Source organism: Bradyrhizobium sp. AZCC 1577, assembly GCF_036924575.1.
Classification (GTDB): domain Bacteria; phylum Pseudomonadota; class Alphaproteobacteria; order Rhizobiales; family Xanthobacteraceae; genus Bradyrhizobium.
In genome coordinates this window covers 1,969,108-1,994,318 of sequence record NZ_JAZHRQ010000001.1, presented here as the reverse complement: position 1 = coordinate 1,994,318, position 25,211 = coordinate 1,969,108, and the positions used below count along the sequence as shown (strand labels likewise).

The following is a 25,211-nucleotide window of genomic DNA, read 5'->3' as shown; positions in this document are numbered from 1 at the left end:
CACACTTTCCCAACGTCAATCGCTTTCAGCGAATATGAGGGAAAGATGCTCCAGACACGTTGCTACACAGTTGCCGCGATCTTGATTAAGCGAACGCTTACGCGCGTTCGGGCAATCGCAATGCCCTTCGTCATCACTGCCGCCGCCAACATTGGCGGAATCAGCTCGATTATCCCCCCACCGGCTTATGGTTCAGAATATGCTTGGTGCACCCAGCGAGAGGGTGCGGTACAGTGCGATTTTGCTACGCGCGAGCAATGCCTGCAGACAGCCTCTGGAACCGCTTTTGAATGCATCGAGAACCCGCGTCTGATCGCGCAAGCGCCGTCACACGATGCCCATGGCAAACTAAGCCACAGGCACGCTAGATAACCGCAAGCCCAGCGTAATCCCCGAGATACTGTCCAGCCGCAGCTTAGTCGTACCCGAACGAACGATGCGGCTGGGCCGCTCACATCGAGCCACGTCGAACAACCGGCCGCCGCGGAGAGCCTCTGCGGAATCGGAAACCTCGCGTTCTCGCCAGAAGATCCTGTAGGCTCGGGCGGAATTCCGCGCCGAGCTTGGAACCTGGCGCCTAGCAACGGCGGGTTCGGTTCCTGCAGTGGCGATCTCGCCATCACAACGTCGTCGTTCAGATGCAGGTACTGAACAAAACGCTGCAACCTGTCCGAACAACGGAGGCGGCGCTTGCGCGCCCAGAGCCGCTCATGTCGGCGCCTCAGCGCATCGTGCGCGCTACGTGGCGAATGTCTCCTACGTAACAGGGCACATCTACGTCGGACCTAAGCGGAGCGCATGGTCCCGATTACGATCGTTTTCTCCTCCAGACGTACCCGGGGCAGCCCACGGCCGGTCATCTGCTCCGGCATTGAGAGGAGCGTCCAATTAAGGGATTATATAGCGAGTGAGCCGCTCGCAAACACGTGCCTGCATTTGCGAGCGAGCCAACTTAAGCATCGAGATCGGTCTGCCGCCTAACGACTTCGCGGGCCGCGCCAGGCGCGGTAGCTAACCGTTGGAGCAACCAGTTGTCCACTGCGAGGGGACCAGAACCACCAAGGACAAGCGCAACAAGACCGGCCAGATAAAGCAGATCAGTTTCATACCCCGGTTGACCAAAGTGCGCTCCGTTCGGAGTTATCGCTTGAAGCTTTATCGACGAGAACCCATACGGTAGATGGACAGTGAAGATAGCGACCAGCAATACGATAGCCATCGGAATGCTGACGATCGGAACGAGTGCCCCCAGCAGGATACAAAATCCTCCGACGATTTCCGTTACGATTGTTATCCAGGCAAACACGTGGGGCATGGGCAGTCCCATCGCATGCAGAATTCCCGTGAAATTATCGCCGCCGCGCAACAACTTTGCAAAGCCATGCGCGGCAAATCCGTACCCGACGATGAGACGCAACGGAAGTGGTGCCCAGCGGCCCACCGAGGAAGAGAGTAGCTGCTGGAATACCACGACGCTTCGACCGATGCCGCTGGCGGCGCTTTTCGTGTTGTCATAGGGCGTTCTTGACTTAGTCATTGCTTCACTTCTCTTTTTCGTGGAATGTTACCGCTGCGCAGGACGTGGGCATGATGCAGTTGCCAATGCGTGAATTCAAAGGATGGTGAGAATGCGCATCGCATCGTGCAGCGAGCGACCGGAGGGAACCATGCACCACGCATGACGCGCTTTCCTTTCAGCTGCCTGCTGGAATGAGAAGAGGCATACCGCCTTAAGCGAACCTTAAGGACGCCCGGTCTGACGAGAGAGAATAGTCCTGGCGCGACGCTGGCCGGTTCTAACGGTGCACGCCAATCATCTGGACACCGCGTCGACGGGACTCCACGTTCCGGAAATCGAGCTCAACCAGTTAGGTCAGCGGTTCCAGAGCGCATGGACCAGCGGTTAAGCGCGAACGTGCCAAGGTCGACACGCAGCCGAATGGCCCTACACCTCCCTCGCGCCAGCGATACGGCGGGGGAACTAACGCCCAAACCAGGCGCAGCGCATTCATTCGTGCATGCGGCGCCGCGGGTCGGCGCGTGTGCCACGCAGCCATGGGTAACGGGCCCCCTTGCGAAGCCACCTTGGGTTACTGATCAGCCCACCCAGTGGCAGATCCAGTCAAGTCAGCACAATCCGCATTGGATATCGCCCGCCAGTGGTACCCGAGGAATAAATAACTGACAGACGTCGGGCTGCACCCAATATTCGCAGCTCGACTTCCCTCGCGGCATCGCGATCAGTTCCGCTCGTGTAAGATAATAGTACTTAGGACAAATCGCATCACGAGATTTCTCGTCGTGCGCCGCTATGGCGATCCAGGTATCGTCAATTCGCTATTTCTGAGAAAGAGCTGCGAGCGCACAACGGTGCGTCCGCGGTGCCTTCTTAACGCTTGATGGAAACTATCTTTTTTTACGGACATCCGATGGGGTGGTCACAGTTTAGCGCCCGGCCTTGCTTCATCAGCGAACCTGTGAACTCTAGCCGCCAGCTTGCCTGCGGACTAGAACCAGTTAGTCATAGGTCATCGAGGTCACTATTCGGCGAATTGCCGGCGCGGCGAACAACACAACCGGAACCATTACGGCCCACGATGTCAGCCAGGACCCGATCCAATTGAGGACAAACGTGCCTTCCTTAATAAGATGACCATTTGCTACACCCGAAGCAATCCCCGCTGTAAGGCCGGACTGGATTACGCCGAACACGAAGTGCTCATGCTTGCGGGAGATCCGTGGCACAAGATGCGTTGTCATGCTGCTGCGGACTTTGATTTCCGATTTGCCTCCAGCCGTCGATCGACGAGAGCTACGACTTCGTCGAGGATCGGATGACTCATGCCCTTCTGTCTCGCGACAAGCTGAACCAGTTTGTCAGCCCGCTCGATGTTAGGAGCACCATTGTTCAACGCACGAGCGGCTGACGCGGGACGCGATAGGCCGTCGGCCGCTGCCGCGTACTTCTCGAAGCTAACCAACTCCTCACGCGCAGCTCCAATACTCACGCACACGTCGAGCACAAATTCGTAGATGGATCGCGAGGCTTCAAGGTCTGAATGGACAGCGTCTCGCGCGCTTCGCATACCGCCTTCAGTAATGCAGCGATAGTTGCCGGCCATCAGCATCGCCCATTTCGCCAGTGGAACAAACTTGGAATCGTAGAACCGCAGCTTCACCGGCAACTCAATCCCGCCTTCCGGCGTATCGAGCCGCGCGTCATCGATCTCCTGCTCCAACTGTCGGAGGATCTCGTTTCCCTTCTCGACATCGAAGCGTGCAACCTTGAAATTGGTCGGCAGCGTGACTTGAAGTACGTTTACCTTCTCGTCGGGTGGCCTTATGGCCTGCGGGTCCGGACTGCAGAGCGTCATGGTCGCCGGATCGAAATCATCCCACACAGCTGGCGCTGTATATGCAGGCTTTAGCTGTTCAGAATTCACTCCCGAAATGCCCCTCATGTAGGGAAGTGGAGGCATGTTCATGATCGACATGCACGGCACACGAGACGTCGCGATCGCTTTCAGAAGTTCTCTAACGCCCGGCGAACCGTATTGTGGCTCCTGCATCGCTAAGCCGATGAGGTCGAATTCTCGCGGATCGATCTCCGCTGTTCCCACCGCTGACACTCGGCCAGGCAACCGCCGCGAATCGAGTTCGACCGGTTCGCTTCGGCCGCGCACCGGAATCCTGACGCGAAACCCTTCGGAATTGATGAGGTCCGCCTCCGCCGGCAGGCAAACCAGTTTAATTGAATGACCGCCGAAGAGGATCTTCGAGGCGAGAAGCGAACCGTACGATGCACCCAGGATAAGAATGTTGTACTTGGACATGGAGAACTTCCTTCTTGATTTGGATATCCTTATCTTGCTGGGTAGATGTTACGCTGGTACCGACGAAAGGATATCGGCGAGCGCCGAGAGTCCATGGACCCGATGATCGGGCGCCACGCCGAGTTCGTCCATTTGCATCCGCAGAGCCTTGAACATCGTCAGCGGCGGCACAAGATCGCTATTCCGGCAGGCTTCCGCCATCGCTTCAGGCGACACTCGCTCAATCCAGACCGTGTTCAGGCCAACCGACTTTGCGCCGATGGCATCCCATGGATTGGAGGAAACGAACATGACCTGCGCGGGCGTGACGCCGAGGCGGCCTTCGATCAGCGAGTAGGCCTCTGGGCTGGGCTTGAATATCCGCTTTGAGTCGATGCTGATGGTTGCGTCGAGGACTGCGTCCAAACCGGTATTGCGAACTAGGGTGTTCAGCATATCCCGGCTGCCATTCGATAGTATGGCGAGCTTGTACTGCTTCAAATCGGTCAGGGTCCGCCTCGCGTCCGGATACGGATCGAGATGCACGTACTTCTCCATGATCCGCTCGAACACGCTGGCATCGTACTTCAGACCGAGGGTTCTTAAGGTGTATGCGAGCGATTCGCGGGTAATGACGGAGAAATCCTCATAGCGACACATCAGGGAGCGTAACCAGGTATATTCAAGCTGCTTGATGCGCCAAATCTGCGTGATCATTTCTCCATAGCCCGGAAATGCCACGTCGGTGATCGAGGCAACCGACTGGATGTCGTAAAGGGTACCGTATGCGTCGAAAACAACTGCTTTGATGGTCACTGGTTAGCTCTCGTTCGGGGGTTGGGTTTCCGGCAACTTCGCACGAAGGGCCATGGGAGGGTCGGCTCACTTCGGTTCTACGCCGGTGTGCACCTGGAACAAGAACGCGTCGAAGCGCTTTTCGTTGTCGAAGTCTCGACCGGCCAATAATGTTCCCAGCACACCACCGAGGAAGCCCAGCGGCAGCGACACGATCGTTGGGTTGACGAGCGGCCAGAACGCATCTGCGCCGCGCATCGCCGGCCCGATCATCGCCAACACGACCGACGATACGAGCCCCAGCGTCATTCCGCCGATCACGCCACCTGTATTGAATCGCCGCCAGAAGAGCGATAGCACCAACACTGGAAAGTTGGCGCTCGCCGCTATGCAGATCGCCAGAATGACCAGCACTGCAACGTTGACGCCCTGGGCGAGAATGCCGAGTGCGATCGCAAGCACCCCGATCAGAACGGCGCTCGTGCGCGCGATCCAAACTTCCTGCTTGCCTTCTACGCCGCCATGCTTGATCCAGTTGACGTAAAAGTCATGCGCTATCGTGCTCGATGTCGAGAGCGTTAAAGCCGAAACCACTGCCAGGATAGTCGCCACGGCGACCGCGGCGACGAAGCCAAGCATGAGATCCCCGCCGAAGCTTCCTTCGCCTCCGCCGAGATGCTGGGCAAGCAGGGGAAGCGCGAGATTGCCACCCTTTTCTGCGGCGCGAATGGTCTCCTGACCGAGGAAATCCGCAGCTGCCAAACCGAAAATGGTCGTGCAGGCGAAGAACACTCCGGCGAGAAACATTACCCAGACCACAGAACGCCGCGCCGCCTTGGCGTCCGGCACCGTGTAGAAGCGCGTCATGACGTGGGGCAATCCTGCGAGGCCGAGTACATAACCCAACCCGAGGGAGATCTGGTCGAACGGGTTCTTCAGATAATTTCCGGGCAGCAAATAGCTCGCCGTGTATTTCTTCTCGGCTTGCTCGAAGAGTGTCAGCGGATTGAACTTCACCATGGAGAGGATCATCACTAGGATGATGGCCCCGGCGCTCATCATGAGAACCGCTTTGACGATCTGGACCCATGTTGTCGCCAGCATGCCGCCGAACGCGACATAGACGATCATGCTGATCCCGACGAAGATCACGGCCCAATCATACGAGATGCCTGTGAGCAGCCGGACAAGAACTCCCGCGCCTGCCATCTGCGGCATCAGATACGCGAAGTTTACGACGATCGTTCCTACTATGACGGCGAGAAGCGAAGTTCTGGTTTGCATTCGGCTACGGACAATGTCGCCGAGCGTATACTTGCCCGTGTTGCGCATCGGCTCGGCAATAAGAAAAAGCACGGTGCAGAACGCGACGAGGGGACCGAGGGCATAGAACGCTCCGTCCATTCCGTAGAGCGCGGTAAGTCCGCTGAAGCCCAAGAACGCCGCGGCGCTGCACCAGTCGCCAGCCAAGGCAAAGCCGTTCTGGGCCGCCGTAAGTCCGCTGTCGGCCGCATAGAAATCACTGGTCGTCGCCGTTTGCTTGGCAGCCCAATAGGTAATCCCGATAGTGATCAGCAGTATAAAGGCGAAAATTCCTAGGGTGATGCTCATCTGACCAACTCCCCTTCTCGGGAAGCGGCAGCGGCGCGCGCTGCCAGCGGATCGAATCTATTTCGCGCGATAGAGCCGTAGGCTATCGCAAGCCCCCATGACAGCACGTAATTGAAAGCGATCAGGACGAAGCCAAGGTTGACGGAGCCGACGACCTTCGTTCCGACGAAATCCTTCGCGAACGCAGCAAGAACGGTGAGCCCGATGTAACACGTCATGAACATGACCGTCATGGGGATGAGATATCGGAGTTTCTCGCCTACCAAGAGCCTTATGGAGGCGTGTGCAGCCTCACGAGACGTCCCAGTGTGGTCCATAGTCCTCCCTCCCCTTATGTCTTGTCGCGTCTCAAGGCGCGCTCTTTCCGTTCTCGCATTCGGTGCGGGTTCACCCGGTTGAAGCGACTAGACCGGGCGAAGCATCTTTACGGGATCGGCCTTAAGTGACAAATGAATAATCACGATGATGAATATCGCAATTTACGATTATGGAGCCGGCTCGTGAACTTCGACATCGATTGTCTTCGTTCGTACGTTGTTGTTGCGGACAGCATGAGTTTCTCGCGGGCCGCGGACAGCGTCGGCCGCTCGCAATCGACCGTGAGTCAGCAGATAGCGAAGCTCGAAGCTCAGGTGGGCAAAGGGCTGTTGGTTCGCAGAAAGGGCCGCGTAATCGAGCTGACCTCGGAAGGCGGCAAGCTGCTACAATTCGCAAGGCGCATCCTGCAGCTCAACGATGAAGCCTATGCGTCGATGTCCGACGATATGCTGACGGGCTTCGTGCGGCTCGGGGTACCCTACGATTTCTTTGGCCGGAACTTCGCCACGTGGCTTGCGCATTTCAAGAATAGGCACCCAATGGTCGGGTTGGAGATAGAGGCTAACCAATCAGAAAACCTAATGAAGCGCAGTGCGCGCGGCGAGTTCGATTTGGCGTTCTTCAAGCAAGAGACCGGGGCCAAAAACGGAGTCGTTGCGCTGCGCGAACAACTTGTTTGGGCGAGCGGGCCCAACTATTCGCCTGACGCGCTAAACTCCATACCCCTTATCGTATTTCCGGAGGGCTGCGCGTATCGGCGATTCGCGGTCGCTGCGCTGAAGGAATGCGGCCGACCGTGGCATCTCAGTTTTGTCAGCCCGAGCTTCGAGTGCCTTAAATCGGCTGCAGTGGAAGGCCTCGGTATCACAGTACTTGCACGCGCTTTGGTGACTCCCCCTTTGCGCGTGGTTCGTCATGGACTGAGACTACCACATCTACCGAGTGTAGAACTCGTCTACTCGCACGGGCGGCGCAGCAATTCGCGCGTGGTCAGCGAACTCGCGAACTATTTGGCGGACAGCCTCGCCGACTCAACGCCAGTCAGCGCGATCGGCTCAGCCTAAACCTTGCGCCCATGCCGCCCTTGAGCCCGACTGAATTTTCTGCGAGCAAGCCGAAACCGCGTTCTCGTTTAGCTCTCATTTTCCGGGCTATTGTCGCGAGCGTTACGACCACGACTGTTGTTACGTATTTTTCAAGAGCATACGGCCGATTAAGGCGGACGCTTAGCGTCCCTTCTCAGCTAAGTGGCGGCCACCGGCCAGCGGCCGGACCGCAGATAAGTGGCGGCGGTCGAAATCGATCACTGGTGGCTTGGCTCCGTTCGCCCTCACCTGCCCCGGCAACCCTTCGGAGTTCAACCGCGTTTCGCGCGGCGAGGATAGCAGCCGAGAAGTCGCGAGAAAGTCTGATCGCCGTCGCCCAACGAATGCCGGAGCTTGAGCCGGTTACGATCGCTACTTGCCTTTTCGCGTTGTGATTTGATTGTACGGTTCGGACCACCGCTCTAGGCGTGAACCACGACCATCTTCCCCTTGGCCTCGTTTGCCTCCATCACGCGATGCGCCTCGCGGATATCTTCGAAACGGAAGATTCTGGTGGGCTTCACGTCCAGCCGACCGGCCGCGGCGTCCGCGGCAATTCTCTGGAGAGGCACATCCGAGAGCGGGAAGCCTGGGGTGCCGAACACGAAGCTTCCGAAGAAAGTCAGATAAACGCCGCTCGCCATCTGCAGCAGCGGGTTGAAATCGGGGATGGGATCGAGACCACCTAGCCAGCCGGCCAAACAGGACCGGCCGCCACGACGAAGCATGGCGAGGGAGTCGAGCATGACCGTGTTGCCCACTAGGTCGAGCACCGCATCTATCTCCTTCGCCTGCGGGATTTGCTTCGACAAGTCACGTCGCTCGATTTCGCAGCGCTCAGCCCCGAGCTCCTCAAGCATGGCGAAGCGATCGCGGCTACGGGTCGTTGCGATCACCCGGGCTCCTGCATTGACAGCCATCTTGAGCGCGGCCTGACCGAATGAGGAGGTCGCACCACGAATCACGAGTAGATGACCTTCTTGGATCTCCAGATTGCGAAACAGGCATGTCCACGCGGTCGCGTAGGTTTCAGGGATTGCCGCGAGCTCGGCCCAGGGCAAGTCCGACTCGATCAGCGCAACATTCGACACGGGTGCGCGGGTAAATTCGGCGTAGCTGCCGTTGATCGTACGTCCGAGTCCACCCATCAGCGCAGCTACCTTGGCGCCAATCGGAAACTCGCCACCGGGACAGGATTTGACGAGGCCGACGCACTCGATGCCGCTGACCGGAGCGGCCTCTGCCCACTCGCCCCGGCGCATATGCATCTCGGCATGATTGATGCCGAACGCCTTTATTTGGATAACGGCATATCCTGCCTTCGGCTCAGGCTCCGGGATCTCCTTGATCACTAGGCTGTCGAAGCCTCCAAATTTTTCGAGAACGATTGCACGCATCAGACCACTCGCTGGAACGGATGACTTGAGATCCGCAAACTTGCGGTTACCCATCGATTCACTTCAGGCGCAGAAGAAACTCGCGTATCGCTGCCGCGATCTCGTCGCAGTGCGTCTCAAGTGCAAAATGGCCAGTATCGAAGAAACGGACTTCCGCGCCCGGAATGTCACGCTTGAACGCCTCCGCGCCCATTGGCAGAAAGAAGGGATCGTTCTTGCCCCACACTGCCAGGAAGGGCGGCTTGTGCTTGCGGAAATATTCCTGAAAGACCGGGTAAAGCGCGACGTTGCTCTTGTAATCGCCAAACAGATCCAGCTGCACCTCGTCGGCACCGGAGCGGGCCAAATAGAAGTTGTCGAGTGAGTAGCCGTCTGGAGACACACGGGCCGTCTCGGACACACCGTGAGTGTATTGCCAAATCGTCGTCTTGGGGGCGAGGAAGGATCGGAGCGCGTTCCGATTGGCCTCAGAGGGCCGTTGCCAATAGGCACGAATCGGATTCCACCCATCGCTGAGCCCCTCCTCATAAGCATTGCCGTTCTGCGAGATGATTGCAGTGATGCGCTCAGGGTGTCGAGCAGCGAGTCGAAAGCCGGTCGGGGCACCGTAGTCGAAGACGTAAAGCGCAAAGCGAGCGAGCCCGATGATTTCGGTGAAACGTCCGATGACTTCCGCGAGTTGATCGAAAGTGTAGGAAAACTTGTCGCGAGAAGGCATTTCGGACTGACCGAATCCAGGTAGGTCTGGTGCTACGACACGAAACTGATCCGACAATGCTGGAATGAGCTCACGGAACATGTGGCCCGCAGATGGAAACCCGTGCAGTAGCAGCAGAGCGGGCGCATCGGCCCGCCCTGCCTCGCGGTAGAAGACCTCGAGTCCGTTCACATCAGCGTTCCGGTAATGAACCTTAGTCATGAGCGGCTCTCCTCAGGGCCAGTCGAAAACCCATCACAGATCTGACCTGACTACTTTCGTGGGCCAACTCGATTTGGTTACAGGCTCGCAAAAAAGTTATTCGGTTGCGGCAACGCGGGAGGACGTGCCAAAAGCGCCGGCCGCAACACCTTGCGCAAGTTCCGCAGCGATTGAAGCTTGGATCGGCTCCGGGGGCTGAAGAGTGCCCTTCTCCAAGAAGACTGCGCCCTGACTACATTCTGGCGCCAGGTATTTGCACAGCTAAGAACCAAGGGCGACATCCGAGTGATGTTGAAACTAAGCTTTGCGGCTGCTGGCCAGCACGGAGTTTGCCTGAGCCAAATTCTCGACGACGACATTCCTTCTTCACCACCTTGGCGGGCCGTCTCACCGCTCGAATCGAGGTCCCTCTCGCAGCGGTCTCGAATCTTCTTAATTTCCTTAAGAACTAGACTGCGACCCTGTAACCAAACCTGGAGGATCCACGAATATAATCATGTCGGATTGCACCAGCGAAGCTACATGCAGACCGAGTGGTGCCGGAGGCGAGGAACTCGGACGTCGCCGGTCTCGATGCTCGAATTTATAGGAGAGAGCAGTGGGATTATCCTGGCAACAAGGTCCGCTCTCAACGGGAGCAATCGGCCGGTTCCTCGTGCCCGAGCCGCTGCCCAAGAGATGGTTGTACGTCGAACGGTTGCGCCGGCGCATGCGCGTGCGCTTCGGAGGAATGTGGATCGCCGATAGCGAGCATGCCATGTTGCTGTTCGAACCGGGTCGTTATCCGGTAGCCTATTTCCCGGAGAGCGACGTGTCTCCACACGTCCTGGAACCCTCCGAGCATGCGACCCAACATCCCGACTTCGGACTAACGTCCTGGTACACGGTCCGGGCGGGCGAGCAACATATCGCCCCGCGAGGCGCGTGGCAGCACACGAATCTGCCGGCCCACGCAAGCGAACTGCAGGCGCGGGTCGCGTTTGCCTGGCGGGCCATGGACGCCTTCTACGAGGAGGACGAACGAGTCCTGGGTCATGCCGCCGACCCGTACCACCGAATCGACATTCGCCAAGCCTCCCGTCACCTCGTGGTCCGTCATCGCGAGCGGATCATCGCCGACACCAAGCGGCCGGTGGTCCTCTATGAGTCCGGCTTCGCGCCGCGCTGGTACGTTCCACGCGCGGACATCGACGAGTCCGCCCTCACTCCCGTGAAACTCCAGACCTTCTGTCCCTACAAAGGGCTCTGCGGCTATTACTCCATCGATGACGCACGCCAAGCGGCATGGTCGTACCCTGACGCCTATCCGGAGGTCCGCCGCATCTCCAACCTGGTGTCGTTCGAGCCGGACATCGTCACGGTGCATCTCGACGGCACCCAGCTTCACCTCGAGCCGGGCCAGACGGTTGTTCCGCACGGCCCCGATCGCAACCTCGACATCGCCGAACTGGAGCGAGCACCCAGTGGCGGGCCCGCAGCGGCTGCGAGCGGCTAGAGCTTCCGGTCCTCCATCAAAGCGGAGCGGGACATGGCGCGACTGCTATCGGTGAACGTCGGACTTCCGCGCGATATCGAGTGGAAGGGTCGCACGGTGTACACCGGGATCTGGAAAACTCCGGTGCTTGGCCGCTGTTGGGTCGGTCGGCTGAATTTGCACGGAGACGGTCAAGGCGACCTGGGCGGCCACGGGGGTGAGCAGCGAGCCGCCTTCGTCTACCAGATCGAATCGTATCACTATTGGCAGGAGCGGCTGAAGCGGACCGACTTCGTCCACGGACAATTCGGCGAGAATTTCACGGTCGAAGGATTGCCCGACGATGCCGTTTGCCTCGGCGACCGCTACCAAATCGGCGGCGCAATGTTCGAGGTCACTCAACCTCGCGTGACCTGCTACCGCGTTGGCATTCGGATGAACGAGCCGCGGATGCCAGCATTGCTGACATCGAGCGGACGTCCGGGGTTCTATTTCCGCGTCCTGCAGGAAGGCGAAGTGGGCGCAGGTGACGAAATCGTCAAGGTCGGCGAAGCGAACGAGCGAATGACTGTTGCAGAGATTAACGCGCTTCTCTATTCGCCCGATCATGCGCGCGACCGATTGGAGCGCGCCTTGCGGATCGACGCGCTTTCGCCCGGGTGGCGCGCATCGTTTGAGGCGTTATTGCAGAGCCAAACGACTGCCGCGGCAGGCGGCAATGCAGGGCTCGCGCCGGCAGCGGCCGCGCATCCAAGTGCACCGGGATTTCAGCCGCTCGCGGTGGCTGCGATCGATCAGGAGTCCGAGGATGTCCTCTCCCTGTTGATGCGGCATCCGGACGATCAGCCGCTGACACCGGCTCTGCCCGGTCAATATGTCGTCTTGCGCCTTCCACAGAACGGCGGCCCACCACTCTTTCGCAGTTACTCGCTTTCGGGTCCCGTCTCGACAGAGCGTTATCGGATCAGCGTGAAGATCGAGCCGAACGGAGTTGCTGGAAGTTATCTGCGGGACCATGTCCGGGTGGGCGACGTTCTCGACGTCAGCTCCCCGCGCGGAAGCTTCATCCTACAATCTGGGCAGCGGCCCCTGGTTTTGCTCAGCGCTGGAATCGGAGCGACGCCTGTTCTGTCAATGCTGTACGCACTGGCGGCGGCCCGCTCAACACGGCAGGTCTTGTGGCTGCATGCGGCTCGGGACGGGCAGCATCATCCGTTTGCCACCGAAGTCCATCGCCTCATGCCCGCGCTTCCCCACGGCCGCAGCTATGTTTGTTACAGCAGGCCAGGCTCGCGCGACAAGGTGGGCGAGGATTTCGACGCGACTGGGCATCTGTCGCGATCGGTCTTCGACGAGGTCGGCATTCCGCCAGAGGCGGAGGTCTACCTGTGCGGACCAACACGGTTCATGGCGGACATGAAGGAGGCGCTCGCGGCCTCGGGCGTGGCGTCCGAGCGGACTCATGTCGAACTCTTCAACGGCAGCGAGTCGATGACTCCCGGTGTCGTCGGTGCAGCGATGCGAGCTCCGCATCTACCCAAGGATGACGCAAACACCGGTCCGCTGGTGTCGTTCGCACGAAGTGGTATCGCCGCACACTGGAAGGCGTCAGCCTACCAGAGCATCTTGGAGCTGGCCGAGGCGTGCGATGTCCCGGTCCGTTGGTCGTGCCGGACCGGTGTTTGTCACAACTGTGAGAGCGGCTTGGTTTCGGGTGCGGTTATCTACGGACCTGAGCCACTCGAGAAGCCTGCCGACGGAAACCTTCTCATTTGCTGCTCACAACCAACTCGCAACGTCGTCATCGATTTGTGAACCGCCAAGGGCGGCGCATTTCAGGCCGAAGACGGAGGCGCGGCGCAATGAACACAAGCTGCACAGCGGTCGTGAAGTTCTCACTTGAGGTGATCACATTGCCGGTGAGCGATGTCGATCGAGCGCTTCGGTTCTATGCCGATCAGGTTGGCTTCACACTCGACGTCGACTATTCGCCGAACGACGCGTTCCGCGTCGTGCAGCTCACTCCCCCGGGCTCCGGCTGCTCGGTACAGATCGGTAGGGGGCTCACCAACGCTCCAGCCGGATCACTTCGCAACGTCTATCTCGTTGTCACCGACCTTCAGGATGCGCGGAGGCGCCTGCTCGAGCGTGGGGTCGAAGTCGGTGAGATCCGGCACAAGGTACCCATTGGTACCTGGGACGGAGCCTTCGCACCGGGGCTCGATCCCGCGCGCAGCGACTACGCCAGCTTCGCCGAATTCTCGGACCCGGATGGTAACAGCTGGGTGCTACAGGAACGGGGTTACCGCAATGTCTGATCTATGTTGAGGTTCGGCCTCAAGCATCGTAGCGATGCTCAAGCTTTCGGTCGCGGCGTCCTTTCGCTCAACGAGATGGATCACGGTCGCCCCTGTGGCGCGTGGCGAAGTAGCGCAAGGCTGCTCTGGAAGAGCGTCGCACCGGCAGTTCGAGCATGCCTTAACCTCCGAGCGGCGCGAGCGGTTCGCCGAGGGCAAGCCTTTGTCGCCCACCGGTCGCGCCTTCGGTCCGCAGTTTGGGTCGAGGAACAGGAGCGTGCTAGGCGATTGGTGGTCCCGCAACATCTGCTGGCGATCGGTCGCCTCGGTCTACATCCGAATGACCGTGACTTGATATGACGGTGCCCACCTCTGGACGAAGATAGATGATTAGGCAGACACAAATCAGGACCATGCCGCCGATCGGATATTCAAGCGCTACAATGGCAGCCGACGCAAAGAGCCCGAGCGTTATGAATGAGCGCACGCGCATCGTCTTCCGGGCATCGGCCGGCACTTCCTCCCTTTGAGGCCGGTCGATGGCCTCCATGCACAAGAGCACGTACGTTGCGTTCACCAATACGAGGACGCCTGCGTAGAATGAAACAGGAATTGCAGCAAGCTCGGTTTGCGCGATCCAGGCAGTTGAGAACGGCATAAGCGAGACCGAGAATAAATGGGCGAAATTTACCCAAATCAGGCGACCTGTCGCAATCTGCGCGTAGCGCAACAGATGGTGATGATTGATCCAAACGATCGCGATGAAGAAATAGCTCACTGCGTAACTCACCGCACTTGGCCACAATGAAATAAGAGCGTTCAGTGTCCAATCGTGAGGCGCTCTCAATTCAAGCACAAGAATCGTAATGATGACCGCAAACACCGCGTCTGAAAACGCGTTCAGCCGGTCCGGCTTCGGCTCTCGCGCAATCATCTCTTTCTTCTCTGTGTAGCTTCATTCTCGGCTTCGAACCTAGCGAACGCCAGGGGGCCCATTGGTCCGTAAGCGGGTTATAGTCGCCCTTCCGGTAAACGAACGGGAAGGAGAGCCTGAAAGGTACGAGCCGCGCAAACGCAACAGGCGATGACAGCGTCATCCCAGTGCGGCACCGTTTCCGTAGCCTCGCATTCCGCGACGGCGAGAGCATCGTCGAAAATCGGCGCGCCAGTCAGTATGCTTGTGCATCGGAAGTCGGTATATCGAGCCGCCTCTTCGAGACCATTTCTCCAGAGAATCGATCAGCGCGCTTCTCGACGTTCAGTAAGACGATGGAGTTCATGCGATCTCTCTCGGGTCGGGGATTTCTCTCGTAGATCGCCTGTCACGGCGCCGACAACGCGGATCCTTGTTTCGCCAGAATTAGAGAGAAGAATTCGTCCTGATCGGTCCACTCTGCAATCGGGGTCCAGCCGCCGGCCCGCAGGAGCACGAATGCATCTCTCAAACCGTATTTGAGGCTATTCTCGGTATGGATTGTCTCGCCCTTAGCAATAGAGAAAGCCCAGCCATCGATTTCAAATTGGACGTCTCGAGAGGCTTCGAGATGCATTTCGATGCGCACCTCGGCATCATTCCACCGCACTACATGACGAAAGCCGTCCACAGGCAAAGAACCGCCAAGCTCTCGGTTGATTCGATGCAAGAGATTGAGGTTGAATGCCGCCGTTATGCCCTTTGGATCGTCGTAGGCAAGCAGGAGAATCTCTTGGTCTTTGACGCGATCGATGCCGATCAGGAGCATCGATCCGGCACCCAAGTTGGTTGACATCACCCGAAGCAAGTCGACTGCAGCAGGCACCACTAGGTTTCCGATTGTCGATCCCGGGAAGAAGCCGAGCCGCGGCGCACCATTAATGGCGTCGGGCAGAGCAAATCCGCGCGTGAAGTCGGCTATCAACGGATATATCGGTAATCTAGGGAATTTGTCCGATAGGGCCGCCGCCGAATCTGTGAGAAACTCTCCGGAAATATCTATCGGAACATAGGCAACGGGGCTTACCTGGGACAGCAAGATCGGAGTCTTGGCGGAGGAGCCCGATCCAAACTCTACAACTGCACGGTTTGGCCCGGTTAGTGCAGCGATCTCGTCTATGGCAGAGCTCAGGATCGAGCGCTCGACGCGGGTTGGATAGTACTCAGGTAGAGTAGTGATCGCCTCGAAGAGTGCAGAGCCACGGGGATCGTAGAGCCATCGGGCAGGTATTGCTCGCGGTTCAGCACTGAGCCCTTGGAGCACGTCGTGCCTGAACGCTGGGTCGACATCCTGAATGCGCAACCGTCTGTTATTCTGGCAACGAAGCATTACTTGTCCCGCAATGTTTCTGTTTGATCGACTGTCGGTCGTCGCACGTTTTTTTCCTCGGTTGAGGATGGTCCAGATTGTTCAAATCATGCCAGTGGCGTTTTGGCGCATTAACGGAGATTTTTGCCGCAACGACGTCGCAGGAGACCAATGCAGCCAGTCTCTTTAACCCTCGATGGAGGTTGACTTTGACGAGCGCTGCGGATTGCCCAGTTGCACCAGATGCACTTGCGATACTCAGACCCTTCAGCTTCACGAGACGAATTACGCTGGCCTGCGCGGGTTTCAGCTGGCCAAGCAGATCGTCCACCGCGGCAGCGCTGATCGCGCTTCCACCGTGATCCGCGATCGGTATATCGTCGTCGAGCGGTACTGCGGCGAATCGAGACGCATCGCGAATGCGATCGATCCACTTATAACGTGCAATCGCCATGACCCACGCACCGAACGATCTCGGCGGTGCGTATGTGTGTCGTTTGGCATGGATCGCGAGAAGAGCATCTTGCCGCGCATCTTCAGACGCGGGGTGCGGAAGTCGCCGCGCGTAGTAGCGACGCAGCCATACGTCTAACTCTCTGAGCAGATGCTCGTAGGCTTGGCAATCACCGCCTTGCGCAGCTGCCATCAGCCGACCCCATCGCCTGAAGCGCCTATCCGAGTTTTCGGCCTGCGAAGCTGTTTTCGTCTTTTTCGGCGGCTCAACTAGGAAACCAGGTGACAAGGAGCTTTGTGCAGGTCTGCTAAGACATTGCGGCGGGGAGGCTCTCGAGGAAACGATGATCGGATCAGGCAGGGCGTTCATTTGGACAGGCTCCTCTTGACGCATTCAAGAAGGGCATTGGCATCGAACGGCTTTCTGAAAAGACACTGGGCGCCGACTGAGATAGCTTCGTCGTCCAAATGCTTTTCAGAGAGCGCCGTGATGAGGATGACTGGTGTCAGGATGCTTTGTTCGCGCAGCTTTCGTGTGAGGGTAAGACCATCCATCCCGAGCATATTGATGTCAGCGATAATACAGTCTGAACTGGATGGTGTGGGTGAACTCAGAAATGCCTCTGCTGACGCAAAGGGTTCGGCGCGATAGCCGATGGAGCGCATGAGATCCACGATGGATGAGCAGAGCGCTTCGTCATCGTCTATGATTGCGACGAGAGTGCTTGTCACCGAATGCAACCTTTTTTGCTGGATAGCAGCAGACAGGGCAGCATGCGTTTACGCATGCGTCATCACAATCTCTCGGTTGTGATGGATAAGCCCATACCTTGGTATGTGTCGGTGGAGCGGCGGTCAGCCTGGCTATTGACCGAGTCGGCGAGACTGCTCGACTGCTTCACCTCTGGATGTCGAGGGCACCGGCTATCCTAGTGAGCAACGCCACGGATTTGCATCCCATTTTTCGCATTACGCTACCGCGATGCATCTTGACGGTGACTTCGCTAATTGAAAGTTCGTTCGCAATGTGCTTGTTCATCAGGCCAGACGCCACGAGTGCCATCACCTGCCGCTCTCGAACGGTCAGAAGTGCAAACCGCTCCCGCAGTTGATCGGTCTGCGCGCTTTCTCGGCGTCGGTCTTGGTCCAGTCGAACCGCTGCACCGACGGCATCAATCAAATCCTGATCCCTTATGGGTTTGGTGAGGAAGTCGACCGCGCCTGCCTTCATACCCTTGACGGACATCGGAATGTCGCCAAAGCCGGTCATCAAAATCATTGGTACCCGGATATTGGCGCGTGTGAGATAGTCCTGTAGCTCCAAGCCGCTGGTGCCGGGTAACCGAACGTCGACTAGCAGGCATGCAGGCGCATCAGGCAGCTCGGCGCCGAGAAACTCCGAGGCAGATCCGTGGAGCGTTACCTGGTAACCCATGGACCGGAGGAGGTCCCCAATTGACTCGCGAACGGCCTTCTCATCGTCAACGACGTGAACAAAACCCGGCAGTGATGCGCTCAGTGGTTTGCCGATATCGGGGCCGATTGACGAAGCGGGAGAGTGAACGTGAATCTCGCTCCATTCGGTGTGTTTTCCTCCACCCATAGTCGTCCTCCGTGGACAGCGATGATTTTGCGGCAGATGGACAAGCCAAGACCCAGACCGTCACGCTTCGTCGTGTAAAGCGCATCGAAAAGCCGATCCCTGCTCGCGGAGGCAATCCCGACGCCCGTGTCCGCGATAACAACAGCGACACCTTCATAGCTAACGTTTGTGGAAAGGCTTAGAACGCGGGGCTTTCCGGTCACACTGGCCATTGCGTCAATGGCGTTGCGCACGAGATTGAGGACGACCTGCTGAAGCTGTACTCGATCGCCTTCGATTGTCGGTATCGACCTGTCGAGAGCCGTGCTGAGGGTGACACCAGCACGCTCCAGATCCCTCTTCAAGAGAAGAAGAATCTCTTCGATGGCATCGTTGATCTGAACATCGGTGAACCGAAGCTGCGCGCCGCGTACCAAGCTTCTAAGGCCGTCGACGACATTGCTCGCCCGACGTCCCTGCTCGATGACGCGCTGCGCGGATTTGCGGGCTTCAGAGGCCTCAACAGGGCTTCGCTCGAGCCACCGGTGGCAGGCTTCCGCGCTCATAATGACTCCGGTCAACGGCTGATTGATTTCATGAATAATAGAGCCTGCAAGCTCACCCAGTGATGCCAGGCGTACGGCACGCGCAAGTTCTGCGCGCGCGTCCATCAGTGCTTGTTCCGCAGCCTTTCGGTCCGTGATATCGGAAATGATTCCTTCCAATTCGATATCACCGGTTGGACCGACGTCGAATTGTCCTACAGCAACAACGTGCAGCGTCGTGCCGTCTCGGTGGACGACCCGATACTCGTGGTTAAATGGAGACTTGGTACTTACGACCTCCGCGAGCGCCTCCTCCAGAGCAGGAAAGTCATCAGGGTGGACGCGGCTCTTGAATACCTCGAACGGCACAGGATTTATGTCAAAATCAATATCGAACAAGCGGTAGCATTCGCGCGATGCCCGTGAGAGCAGAGTCCGCGTGTTCCATCGGTAGCTGCCCATGCGGCCGATTTGCTGACCTTTGACCATCCACAGATTGGTCTCACGAAGCGCCTCGAAAAGCTGCACCGATTCAAACGAAACGGCAGCTTGCGAGGCCAGCATCGAAATTACAGACACATATCTTGGCGCAAACGTCTCCTTGCGTTCTGATTCGAGGTACAGGACACCGACCGTTTGGTCTCGATGAATCAGAGGTAAGCACAGCTGTGCTATCCGCCCTCGACGGCACTCGGCGGAGTCGATCAGTGCGGATCCTTCCCAGCCATCGTCCTTGAGGACGATTTCTCGGCGTGTAAACACCCTTTCACTGAGGTCTGCTGGCAACCGGAATTCGCTTGCCGGAGGTTCTGAGACGAAAAACTTTGCCCTCTCGCGAGGAAAGCTCGCATCAGCTTTGGTGAGTAGTTCGCCGCTTTCGCTCAGCACGACAGCGCCTCGGCCGGCATCCGAATAGCCGAGCGCGGCTTTGAGAAGAGCCTTAGCCAAGCCTTCGTAGCTGGTCTCTTTCGAGATTGCCTGAAACGCTTTGGCTATCAGCTCCAATTCTGATGTTTCTACCGCAAGCCTCATCGCGCGACGCTCTTACTAACGGCAGCGACAAAATACTTATTTGGTAGTCGCTATTTCCAAACTCTATTGCTCCGCTAGGCTCGTGCCCGGGGACGCCGAGCCAGCCGAGTAACGAACTTGATCAAGTCTCCACGGTAATAGAGCTTCTCGTAATCGATCGGTCTCAGCCCTTCGGTATACGAAGTGCGCTCGATGAGAAAGATGGCACAACCGACCGCTGTGCCCAGCGCGCTGGCAACCTGCTCCTCAGCCGTTACCGCCTCCAGCTGGTATTCGGCATTAATCAAAGGGATACCGTACTTGCCCTCGAGCAAGGCAAAGATTGGTTCGGCTTCCAAGTCGTTCTTGACGATCTTCTTTCCGATCTCCAGCGGCAGATACGTTTCATCAAATGACATAGCCACGCCGTCGGCGATCCGGACGCGCTTGATCCGATAAACTTTAGTACCGGGCGCAAGGCCGAGGTGCTGCGCGACTGTATTGTCAGCAGCGACGGGCCGCTTGTCGAGGAGACGAGCCGTCGGCTTGCGGCCGAGCGCGACCATATCCTCTACGAAGCCGCTCAGCTCTGTAAGCTCTTGTCTAATTTTGGGGTCGCTGACGAAAGTACCAATACCACGTCGGATTTCGACCAGCCCACGAGCCATAAGGTGCTCCACGGCTTTCCGCACTGTCGCCCGGCTGACGCCGAACCGATCAATCAGGCCCTCCTCCGAGGGAAGCTGCGTGCCAGGCGTCAAGGAGCCGGCAGCGATGTCGGAGGCCAGCGCCGAAGCGACTTGCGCGTAGAGAGGCATACCGTCCATGCCAAAGCTCATTCGGACATCATGATGTCCGGACGTCATTTGTCAAGGGGTCATGACGTCCGGACGTCCTGATCTGGAGGGGCGCCGATCTGCGCCCGCCTTGTTCTCGACAGCGTGACTGTAACGGGGCTGATCGACAGGATGGAGGCCGGGGGCTTACTGCAACGGCGGGCCGATCCGGGCGGCGACCGCCGGACGAGCCGGGTTTACCCAACTAAGAAGGGCGCGCAGCTCGAAGCTCCTCTCGATGCGGCCATGGACCGGGTGAACAGGCAGTTCGTGAACGCGCTGGGCAGGGATCGATCGGCGAATCTGTGGCGGGACCTGGAAACGATTGGCGGCATATCGGCCGCGGAATCGAAAGTCCACCGCAAGCCGTCCCGGCTTTTCGAAATCCAGTTAACGGTGTGGATCCAAGGTGGTCCGCTCGTGACGCGAAGCTTAGGTGCGTCATTTGATTGTCAGGGGCAAACCGCGGATCTCATTGCGTCGCAGTTTTGGAACGCTGTACGGAGTTGGTGTCCTTCTTGCGCCATTGGGCCGGCGTAATTCCCATGTGGCTTTTGAACGCCCGCTGGAAAGCCGCTTCGGATTGATAGCCGACTGCCTGCGCCGCCGCTCCGGTCGACATGTTGGGTTTCTTCAGTTCATTCGCCGCGATAGTCATGCGGATATCGGTCAGCAGCTCGCTGGCCGAGCGCCCGAGGCTCTGCTGAAATTGGCGCGCCAGCGTCGCGCGCGACATGTTACAGAATCGTGCAAGCTCCGGCAACGACCACTGCCGCGCCGGCTCGTTGAACAGCGCCGCCAGCGCCGGCGCCAGGCGCGGGTGGCCGGCGAGGGCAAGCAGCCCGGTTGGCGTCGCCGCCGTTTCGCTCGCCAGCCGCAGCACCAGCGCGAACATCGCTGTCGACAGCGCATTCAGCATGGCGCGTCCGCCGAGGTGATCGGGCTCGGACTCGCAGCGCATCAGCGCAATCAGCCCGGTTAGTTGCGAAGCGGTATTGGGGCGCGCGGCATCGCTGGCGGGATCGCCGGCACGCACCACGACGAGCGGCGGCAGGTAGTTGCGCAACAGGCGATCGTGCGGCGGCGCGATGGCGAAGTGACCGCACAGCAGGTCAAGCCGCTCGCCCGTGCCGGCGTTCTCGCTGATCGCCAGATTTCGTACCTCGTTATTGCGCGCCGGAAGGGGTGGCGTACCGCTGCCGTCATGAATCACGTGACGCGGATTGCCGGGCAACAGCAGGATGTCGCCAGCCGTGAGCTGCAGCGGCCGGCCGCCGGCAGGATTTTCGAGCACCGCCGAGCCGCCGACCACCGCGTGGTAAGGGATTTCGTTCGGCTGGCCGGGGCCCTGATCGATGCGCCATGGCGCGCCATAGTTGCAGCGCAGATCAAGTCGCCCCCGCACGGTGACCATCTCGAATAGCTGACTGAGCCAATCGGAAGCGGCCATTCTCTCTCCCTCCGGGCCTTCTGAGACGATTGGGCATAATAGTGATCTCTTAAGGTATTAAAAGTCTCAAATCGCCGGCGTACATCCGCTCCCGCAAGTTGCTCAACGCCAACCCAACGGAGTGTTCCATGTCACGCCTTTCCGTCCCACAGATCGAAAATGCCACCGGCGCCACCGCAGAGGTCTACGCCCAACTCAAGAAGTCCATTGGTAGTGTCCCGAACACGTTCGCGGCGATCGGCGCCCATGGACCGGCCGCGCTCAAGGCGATCCTTGCGGCCGATGCCGTGCTCGCCTCTAGCTCGCTGTCCAGGCGCGACCAGGAAACCATCAAGCTCGTCATCAGCGGCGTCGCTGGCTGTGACTATTGCGTGGCCGCGCACAGCCTGCTCGGCAAGCTGGCCGGGCTGAAGTCGGAAGAGCTGAACAGCATCCGCAACGGCACATCCACCGGCGATGCCAGGCGCGACGCGCTGATCCGCTTCGTGCGCCGGGTGGCGCGCACCAGCGGCACCGTCAGCGCGGCCGATTTCGAGGCGATCAAGGCCGCTGGCTACAGCGACGCGCAGCTGGTCGACATCAGCCTCGCGTTTGCCACCACCGTCTTCACCAACGTCTTCAACCGCATCAACGACACCGAGATCGACTTCCCTGCAGTCGCGTAAGCGGCGGTGCCGGTCGAAGTGTCAACCCGGAGTTACGATCATGAACGCGCTTATCAACACCGCACTCAACCCGCTCGCTGACCGCCTGCAGAGGTCCGGACTGCTTGCCAGCGATATCGACTATCACATCGTTCGGGCCTCGATGGTGATCATGTTCTTCTTCTTCGGCTACCAGAAGTGGTTTCCCTACGAGTTCGAACGTCTCGTTCTCTTCATCAGCAACGGCCCGCTGATCTGGTGGCTGTACCCGGTGTTCGGTATCGGCGGGGCCAGCTGGTTCCTCGGCGTCTCCGAATGGACGTTCGGCGCTCTGCTGCTTGCAGGTTTCTGGAACAAGCCGCTCGGCATCCTTGGTGCCCTCGGCTCGACCGGCACCTTCATCGCAACCGTCACGATCATCCCGTTCATGCCTGAAGGTTGGGACGTCGCAGCCGGCGGATTTCCGGCGATGACCGGCAATGTGCCCTTTCTGATGAAGGATGTCGTCCTGCTGGCTGTCTCGCTCTACCTGCTAAAGCAGGATCTGGCTCGCGCCACTCAGCAGTGATTGCGCAGAACATGCCTGACCACCGGCCCCAAAAATGGCCGGTGGCCTCATTTGTTCAATGGTGGCGTGAAAGCCCAGATGCCAACCCTCCGCTCCCGTGGCAGACACAAGACAACAGGCTCATTCCCAGGGAGAATAGGATGGATCGCCTGGCTTCGATGGAGACCTTTATCCGCGTGGTCGAGACCGAATCGTTCTCGGGCGCCGCGCGCCAGCTACGCGTTGGGCAGCCGGCGGTGTCGAAGACGATCGCCCAACTGGAGAGCTATCTTGGGTTAAGCTGCTGACGCGCTCGACTCGGGGGCTGACGCCGACGGAGGCGCGGCTCGTCGCTTTCGGCGAAGATTCTTGGAAGCCCGCTGTTGGTATTCATGTTGGTATAGAGTTTGCGCTGGCGGAAAAAAACACACGTAATCAAATTGATAGATCACTAACTCAACGCCGGCCAGGACGCGGTGACGGGGTATGTGCTGAAGCTGGCTCCGCTGGTCATTGTGCGACCTGTCGAGTTGCGACAGGCGGAATAGACCGAGTTCAGCCTGGCTGACGGGGAATGGCGCATACCGCCAAAAAGATGAAATGAGACGGCCACACCGGGTACCGCTGGCGGATCAAGATATCTCTTGCCGTCGGTGAGATTCTGGCATCGCCCAACCAGTGACAGCGCCCTTAACGCAGCGCTGCGCGTCTCGGATACGACCAGATCGAATTGACGATTCATGGCCTGCGATCCACCGCGTCAACGCTCCCGAACGAAAGTGGCAATGAAAAGCGCGTTGAAAGGGGGTTGCTCCCTTAAGTCCCACGTCCATTAGTTCGACATGTTGGTGTCAAGGAGCGCCAGAAGTGAGCGCACCACTACTAGTCGCCGACGTCCGATCGTTGTCGTGACGATACGCCCAGCTCCTATCAACTCGTAAAGCTTCGTGCGTCCCAAGCCGGTCCCTTCGCATGCATCGTCAATCGTGCACGTGAGCCGCTGGGCGAATGGCATCGTGCTCGGTTCTGCGGCTTTCGGAGCGGATAGACTGACTTGTGACTGTTGTCCGCCAGTTTTCTCACGTCGACTGTATCTCACGTGGCCCTCCTATTCGCACAAAGCTCGACAGGACAAGAGTTGATTGTGCGACGAGCAACGTCAATGCGAACATCCGAGGGCGCTCGCGTACGACAGCGCACGTCAGCGGCGCTTTGAATATTTCCGGACACCAAGGGCGATGAGGAAATTTTTCGGAAATGCGCCAGCCACAGTGAGGCATGGCGCCGAGGCTAGTCTTGCTAATGTCAGCAGCAAATTCCCCAAGCGTTCGCCGCTGTTCACCAGCGTCTTATTCAACCATTATTCAACGAACGCGGGCGATGGCTACCTAAGTGCCTGAGTTTGCTGGCGCTCCCTAGGGGAAGGACCGGTAAGCCTGCCAACCGATTGAGACCACTTGTAAATCTGCCGTCCCAAGTTGCACTTGGGTAGCACTCCGGGGGATACCTGCCAAGTGCATCCGATCGTCTTATCCGTTGCGGAATTCCGGCTCGGTTTCGAGCGTGGTCGCCGCTTCCCGCGACCCTAGTGCTGCCGCCCTCTTGAGCCAATGCCGCGCGATCCGCAGGTCTACATATTGATCGTACTTGCCCTTCGGCTGTGACACGAATGGAAGATATTTTGGATGCTTCGGGATTTGGGGCCTAGCCGGCCAAGCACGATATGTAGCATAGGCTATCTTTAACGCGCTGTCGGCGTCGCCCCCGCACGCGTCGGCCAAGGTTTTGGGGGTGCTGGCCGAGAATGTTCGGTGGACCAAAATATCCTCGTGTGGAAACCAGTCCCCAGCATTCGGCACTAGCACCGATATGTATCCCATGCCGAGCGCATCGAGCGGCTTGATATATGCCGGAGTGCCGATTTGCAGCCCATCTCGCCAAGGCACGGCGCGAAGAATATACCCCGACCTGCCATAGCGATTGATTTTTAGGATTGCCCACTCTCGTTCGCGACCAATACGCGCGACACGCACAGGCTCCCACCCCGCCTCCTTCCAGCGTGGATTGCGCTCCGGCGCTGGTTCAGCGGGCCGAATTGGAACCCGAGGAATATCGGTACAGCCATGCTTTGGCCAAGGCGGGCCTAGCTCATC

At 58.7% G+C, this 25,211-nt stretch carries 25 protein-coding genes and 1 pseudogene; 8 read left to right on the top strand and 18 right to left on the bottom strand.

What is annotated here, in order from left to right; genetic code table 11:
* The first annotated feature begins 45 nt into the window (after positions 1–45).
* Positions 46–372 (top strand): DUF3551 domain-containing protein, encoded by a 327-nt coding sequence (locus V1278_RS36875; RefSeq protein ID WP_442894623.1) that lies wholly within the window; start codon positions 46–48, stop codon positions 370–372.
* Between the two features lie 580 nt (positions 373–952).
* Here V1278_RS36875 and V1278_RS09305 read toward each other — a convergent pair.
* The 6 genes from V1278_RS09305 to V1278_RS09280 form a co-directional block, all read right to left on the bottom strand.
* Positions 953–1,537, bottom strand: coding sequence for a DoxX family protein (locus V1278_RS09305; RefSeq protein ID WP_334380431.1), 585 nt, complete (start codon positions 1,535–1,537; stop codon positions 953–955).
* Positions 1,538–2,517: 980 nt separating this feature from the next.
* Complete coding sequence (locus V1278_RS09300) at positions 2,518–2,760, bottom strand: DUF2798 domain-containing protein (protein ID WP_334380430.1); 243 nt, start codon at positions 2,758–2,760, stop codon at positions 2,518–2,520.
* Positions 2,757–3,833, bottom strand: a complete 1,077-nt coding sequence (locus V1278_RS09295; RefSeq protein WP_334380429.1) for a hypothetical protein — start codon at positions 3,831–3,833, stop codon at positions 2,757–2,759. The genes V1278_RS09300 and V1278_RS09295 overlap by 4 nt, the downstream gene beginning before the upstream one ends.
* Before the next feature lie 48 nt (positions 3,834–3,881).
* Positions 3,882–4,628: a haloacid dehalogenase type II gene (locus tag V1278_RS09290; protein ID WP_334380428.1), complete on the bottom strand. Its 747-nt coding sequence runs from the start codon at positions 4,626–4,628 to the stop codon at positions 3,882–3,884.
* Between the two features lie 66 nt (positions 4,629–4,694).
* The gene (locus tag V1278_RS09285; RefSeq protein WP_334380427.1) at positions 4,695–6,218 is read right to left on the bottom strand and encodes a solute symporter family protein; all 1,524 of its coding nucleotides are present in this window, start codon (positions 6,216–6,218) and stop codon (positions 4,695–4,697) included.
* Entirely contained in the window at positions 6,215–6,535 is a 321-nt protein-coding gene (locus tag V1278_RS09280) for a DUF485 domain-containing protein (protein ID WP_334380426.1), read from the bottom strand. The genes V1278_RS09285 and V1278_RS09280 overlap by 4 nt, the downstream gene beginning before the upstream one ends.
* Positions 6,536–6,718: 183 nt before the next feature.
* Here V1278_RS09280 and V1278_RS09275 point away from each other — a divergent pair, with 183 nt between their 5' ends.
* Positions 6,719–7,600 carry a LysR substrate-binding domain-containing protein gene (locus V1278_RS09275; RefSeq protein WP_334380425.1) on the top strand — a complete coding sequence of 294 codons (882 nt, stop codon included), beginning with the start codon at positions 6,719–6,721 and terminating at the stop codon, positions 7,598–7,600.
* A 443-nt stretch (positions 7,601–8,043) separates the two neighbouring features.
* Here the strand turns inward: V1278_RS09275 and V1278_RS09270 are convergent, their stop codons facing one another.
* On the bottom strand, positions 8,044–9,072 hold the full coding sequence (locus V1278_RS09270) for a zinc-binding alcohol dehydrogenase family protein (RefSeq protein ID WP_334380424.1): 1,029 nt from the start codon (positions 9,070–9,072) through the stop codon (positions 8,044–8,046).
* A gap of 4 nt (positions 9,073–9,076) precedes the next feature.
* Positions 9,077–9,937, bottom strand: coding sequence for an alpha/beta fold hydrolase (locus V1278_RS09265; protein WP_334380423.1), 861 nt, complete (start codon positions 9,935–9,937; stop codon positions 9,077–9,079).
* Between the two features lie 598 nt (positions 9,938–10,535).
* Here V1278_RS09265 and V1278_RS09260 point away from each other — a divergent pair.
* From V1278_RS09260 to V1278_RS09250, 3 genes are read left to right on the top strand one after another with little or no spacing between them, the layout of a single operon-like run.
* Entirely contained in the window at positions 10,536–11,432 is an 897-nt protein-coding gene (locus tag V1278_RS09260; protein WP_334380422.1) for a DUF427 domain-containing protein, read from the top strand.
* Between the two features lie 33 nt (positions 11,433–11,465).
* A complete protein-coding gene (locus V1278_RS09255; RefSeq protein WP_334380421.1) occupies positions 11,466–13,226 on the top strand; it encodes an MOSC and FAD-binding oxidoreductase domain-containing protein in 1,761 nt (586 codons plus the stop codon).
* Between the two features lie 47 nt (positions 13,227–13,273).
* On the top strand, positions 13,274–13,729 hold the full coding sequence (locus V1278_RS09250; RefSeq protein WP_334380420.1) for a VOC family protein: 456 nt from the start codon (positions 13,274–13,276) through the stop codon (positions 13,727–13,729).
* Positions 13,730–13,988: 259 nt separating this feature from the next.
* Here the strand turns inward: V1278_RS09250 and V1278_RS09245 are convergent, their stop codons facing one another.
* From V1278_RS09245 to V1278_RS09210, 8 genes are all read right to left on the bottom strand, one after another.
* The gene (locus V1278_RS09245; protein ID WP_334380419.1) at positions 13,989–14,642 is read right to left on the bottom strand and encodes a TMEM175 family protein; all 654 of its coding nucleotides are present in this window, start codon (positions 14,640–14,642) and stop codon (positions 13,989–13,991) included.
* A gap of 388 nt (positions 14,643–15,030) precedes the next feature.
* The gene (egtD, locus tag V1278_RS09240; protein WP_334380418.1) at positions 15,031–15,984 is read right to left on the bottom strand and encodes an L-histidine N(alpha)-methyltransferase; all 954 of its coding nucleotides are present in this window, start codon (positions 15,982–15,984) and stop codon (positions 15,031–15,033) included.
* A 7-nt stretch (positions 15,985–15,991) separates the two neighbouring features.
* A complete protein-coding gene (locus tag V1278_RS09235) occupies positions 15,992–16,813 on the bottom strand; it encodes a sigma factor-like helix-turn-helix DNA-binding protein (RefSeq protein WP_334380417.1) in 822 nt (273 codons plus the stop codon).
* The gene (locus V1278_RS09230) at positions 16,810–17,175 is read right to left on the bottom strand and encodes a response regulator transcription factor (RefSeq protein WP_334380416.1); all 366 of its coding nucleotides are present in this window, start codon (positions 17,173–17,175) and stop codon (positions 16,810–16,812) included. The genes V1278_RS09235 and V1278_RS09230 overlap by 4 nt, the downstream gene beginning before the upstream one ends.
* A gap of 166 nt (positions 17,176–17,341) precedes the next feature.
* Entirely contained in the window at positions 17,342–17,962 is a 621-nt protein-coding gene (locus V1278_RS09225) for a response regulator transcription factor (RefSeq protein WP_334384138.1), read from the bottom strand.
* The gene (locus tag V1278_RS09220) at positions 17,959–19,602 is read right to left on the bottom strand and encodes an ATP-binding protein (protein WP_334380415.1); all 1,644 of its coding nucleotides are present in this window, start codon (positions 19,600–19,602) and stop codon (positions 17,959–17,961) included. The genes V1278_RS09225 and V1278_RS09220 overlap by 4 nt, the downstream gene beginning before the upstream one ends.
* A 74-nt stretch (positions 19,603–19,676) precedes the next feature.
* The gene (locus tag V1278_RS09215) at positions 19,677–20,420 is read right to left on the bottom strand and encodes a GntR family transcriptional regulator (protein WP_334380414.1); all 744 of its coding nucleotides are present in this window, start codon (positions 20,418–20,420) and stop codon (positions 19,677–19,679) included.
* Between the two features lie 469 nt (positions 20,421–20,889).
* Positions 20,890–21,867 carry an AraC family transcriptional regulator gene (locus tag V1278_RS09210; RefSeq protein ID WP_334380413.1) on the bottom strand — a complete coding sequence of 326 codons (978 nt, stop codon included), beginning with the start codon at positions 21,865–21,867 and terminating at the stop codon, positions 20,890–20,892.
* A gap of 128 nt (positions 21,868–21,995) precedes the next feature.
* On the opposite strand from V1278_RS09210, the gene V1278_RS09205 reads away from it, so the two are divergent.
* The 3 genes and pseudogenes from V1278_RS09205 to V1278_RS09195 all read left to right on the top strand — a co-directional run.
* Entirely contained in the window at positions 21,996–22,532 is a 537-nt protein-coding gene (locus V1278_RS09205; RefSeq protein ID WP_334380412.1) for a carboxymuconolactone decarboxylase family protein, read from the top strand.
* A gap of 40 nt (positions 22,533–22,572) precedes the next feature.
* On the top strand, positions 22,573–23,079 hold the full coding sequence (locus V1278_RS09200) for a YkgB family protein (protein ID WP_334380411.1): 507 nt from the start codon (positions 22,573–22,575) through the stop codon (positions 23,077–23,079).
* Between the two features lie 140 nt (positions 23,080–23,219).
* Positions 23,220–23,407 (top strand): annotated as a pseudogene (locus V1278_RS09195) (LysR family transcriptional regulator); the annotation flags it as partial.
* 483 nt (positions 23,408–23,890) lie between these two features.
* Here V1278_RS09195 and V1278_RS36870 read toward each other — a convergent pair.
* Both V1278_RS36870 and V1278_RS09190 read right to left on the bottom strand, forming a co-directional pair.
* Positions 23,891–24,073 (bottom strand): helix-turn-helix domain-containing protein, encoded by a 183-nt coding sequence (locus V1278_RS36870; RefSeq protein WP_442894643.1) that lies wholly within the window; start codon positions 24,071–24,073, stop codon positions 23,891–23,893.
* A gap of 514 nt (positions 24,074–24,587) precedes the next feature.
* Positions 24,588–25,091 carry a hypothetical protein gene (locus V1278_RS09190; protein ID WP_334380410.1) on the bottom strand — a complete coding sequence of 168 codons (504 nt, stop codon included), beginning with the start codon at positions 25,089–25,091 and terminating at the stop codon, positions 24,588–24,590.
* Positions 25,092–25,211: the final 120 nt, after the last annotated feature.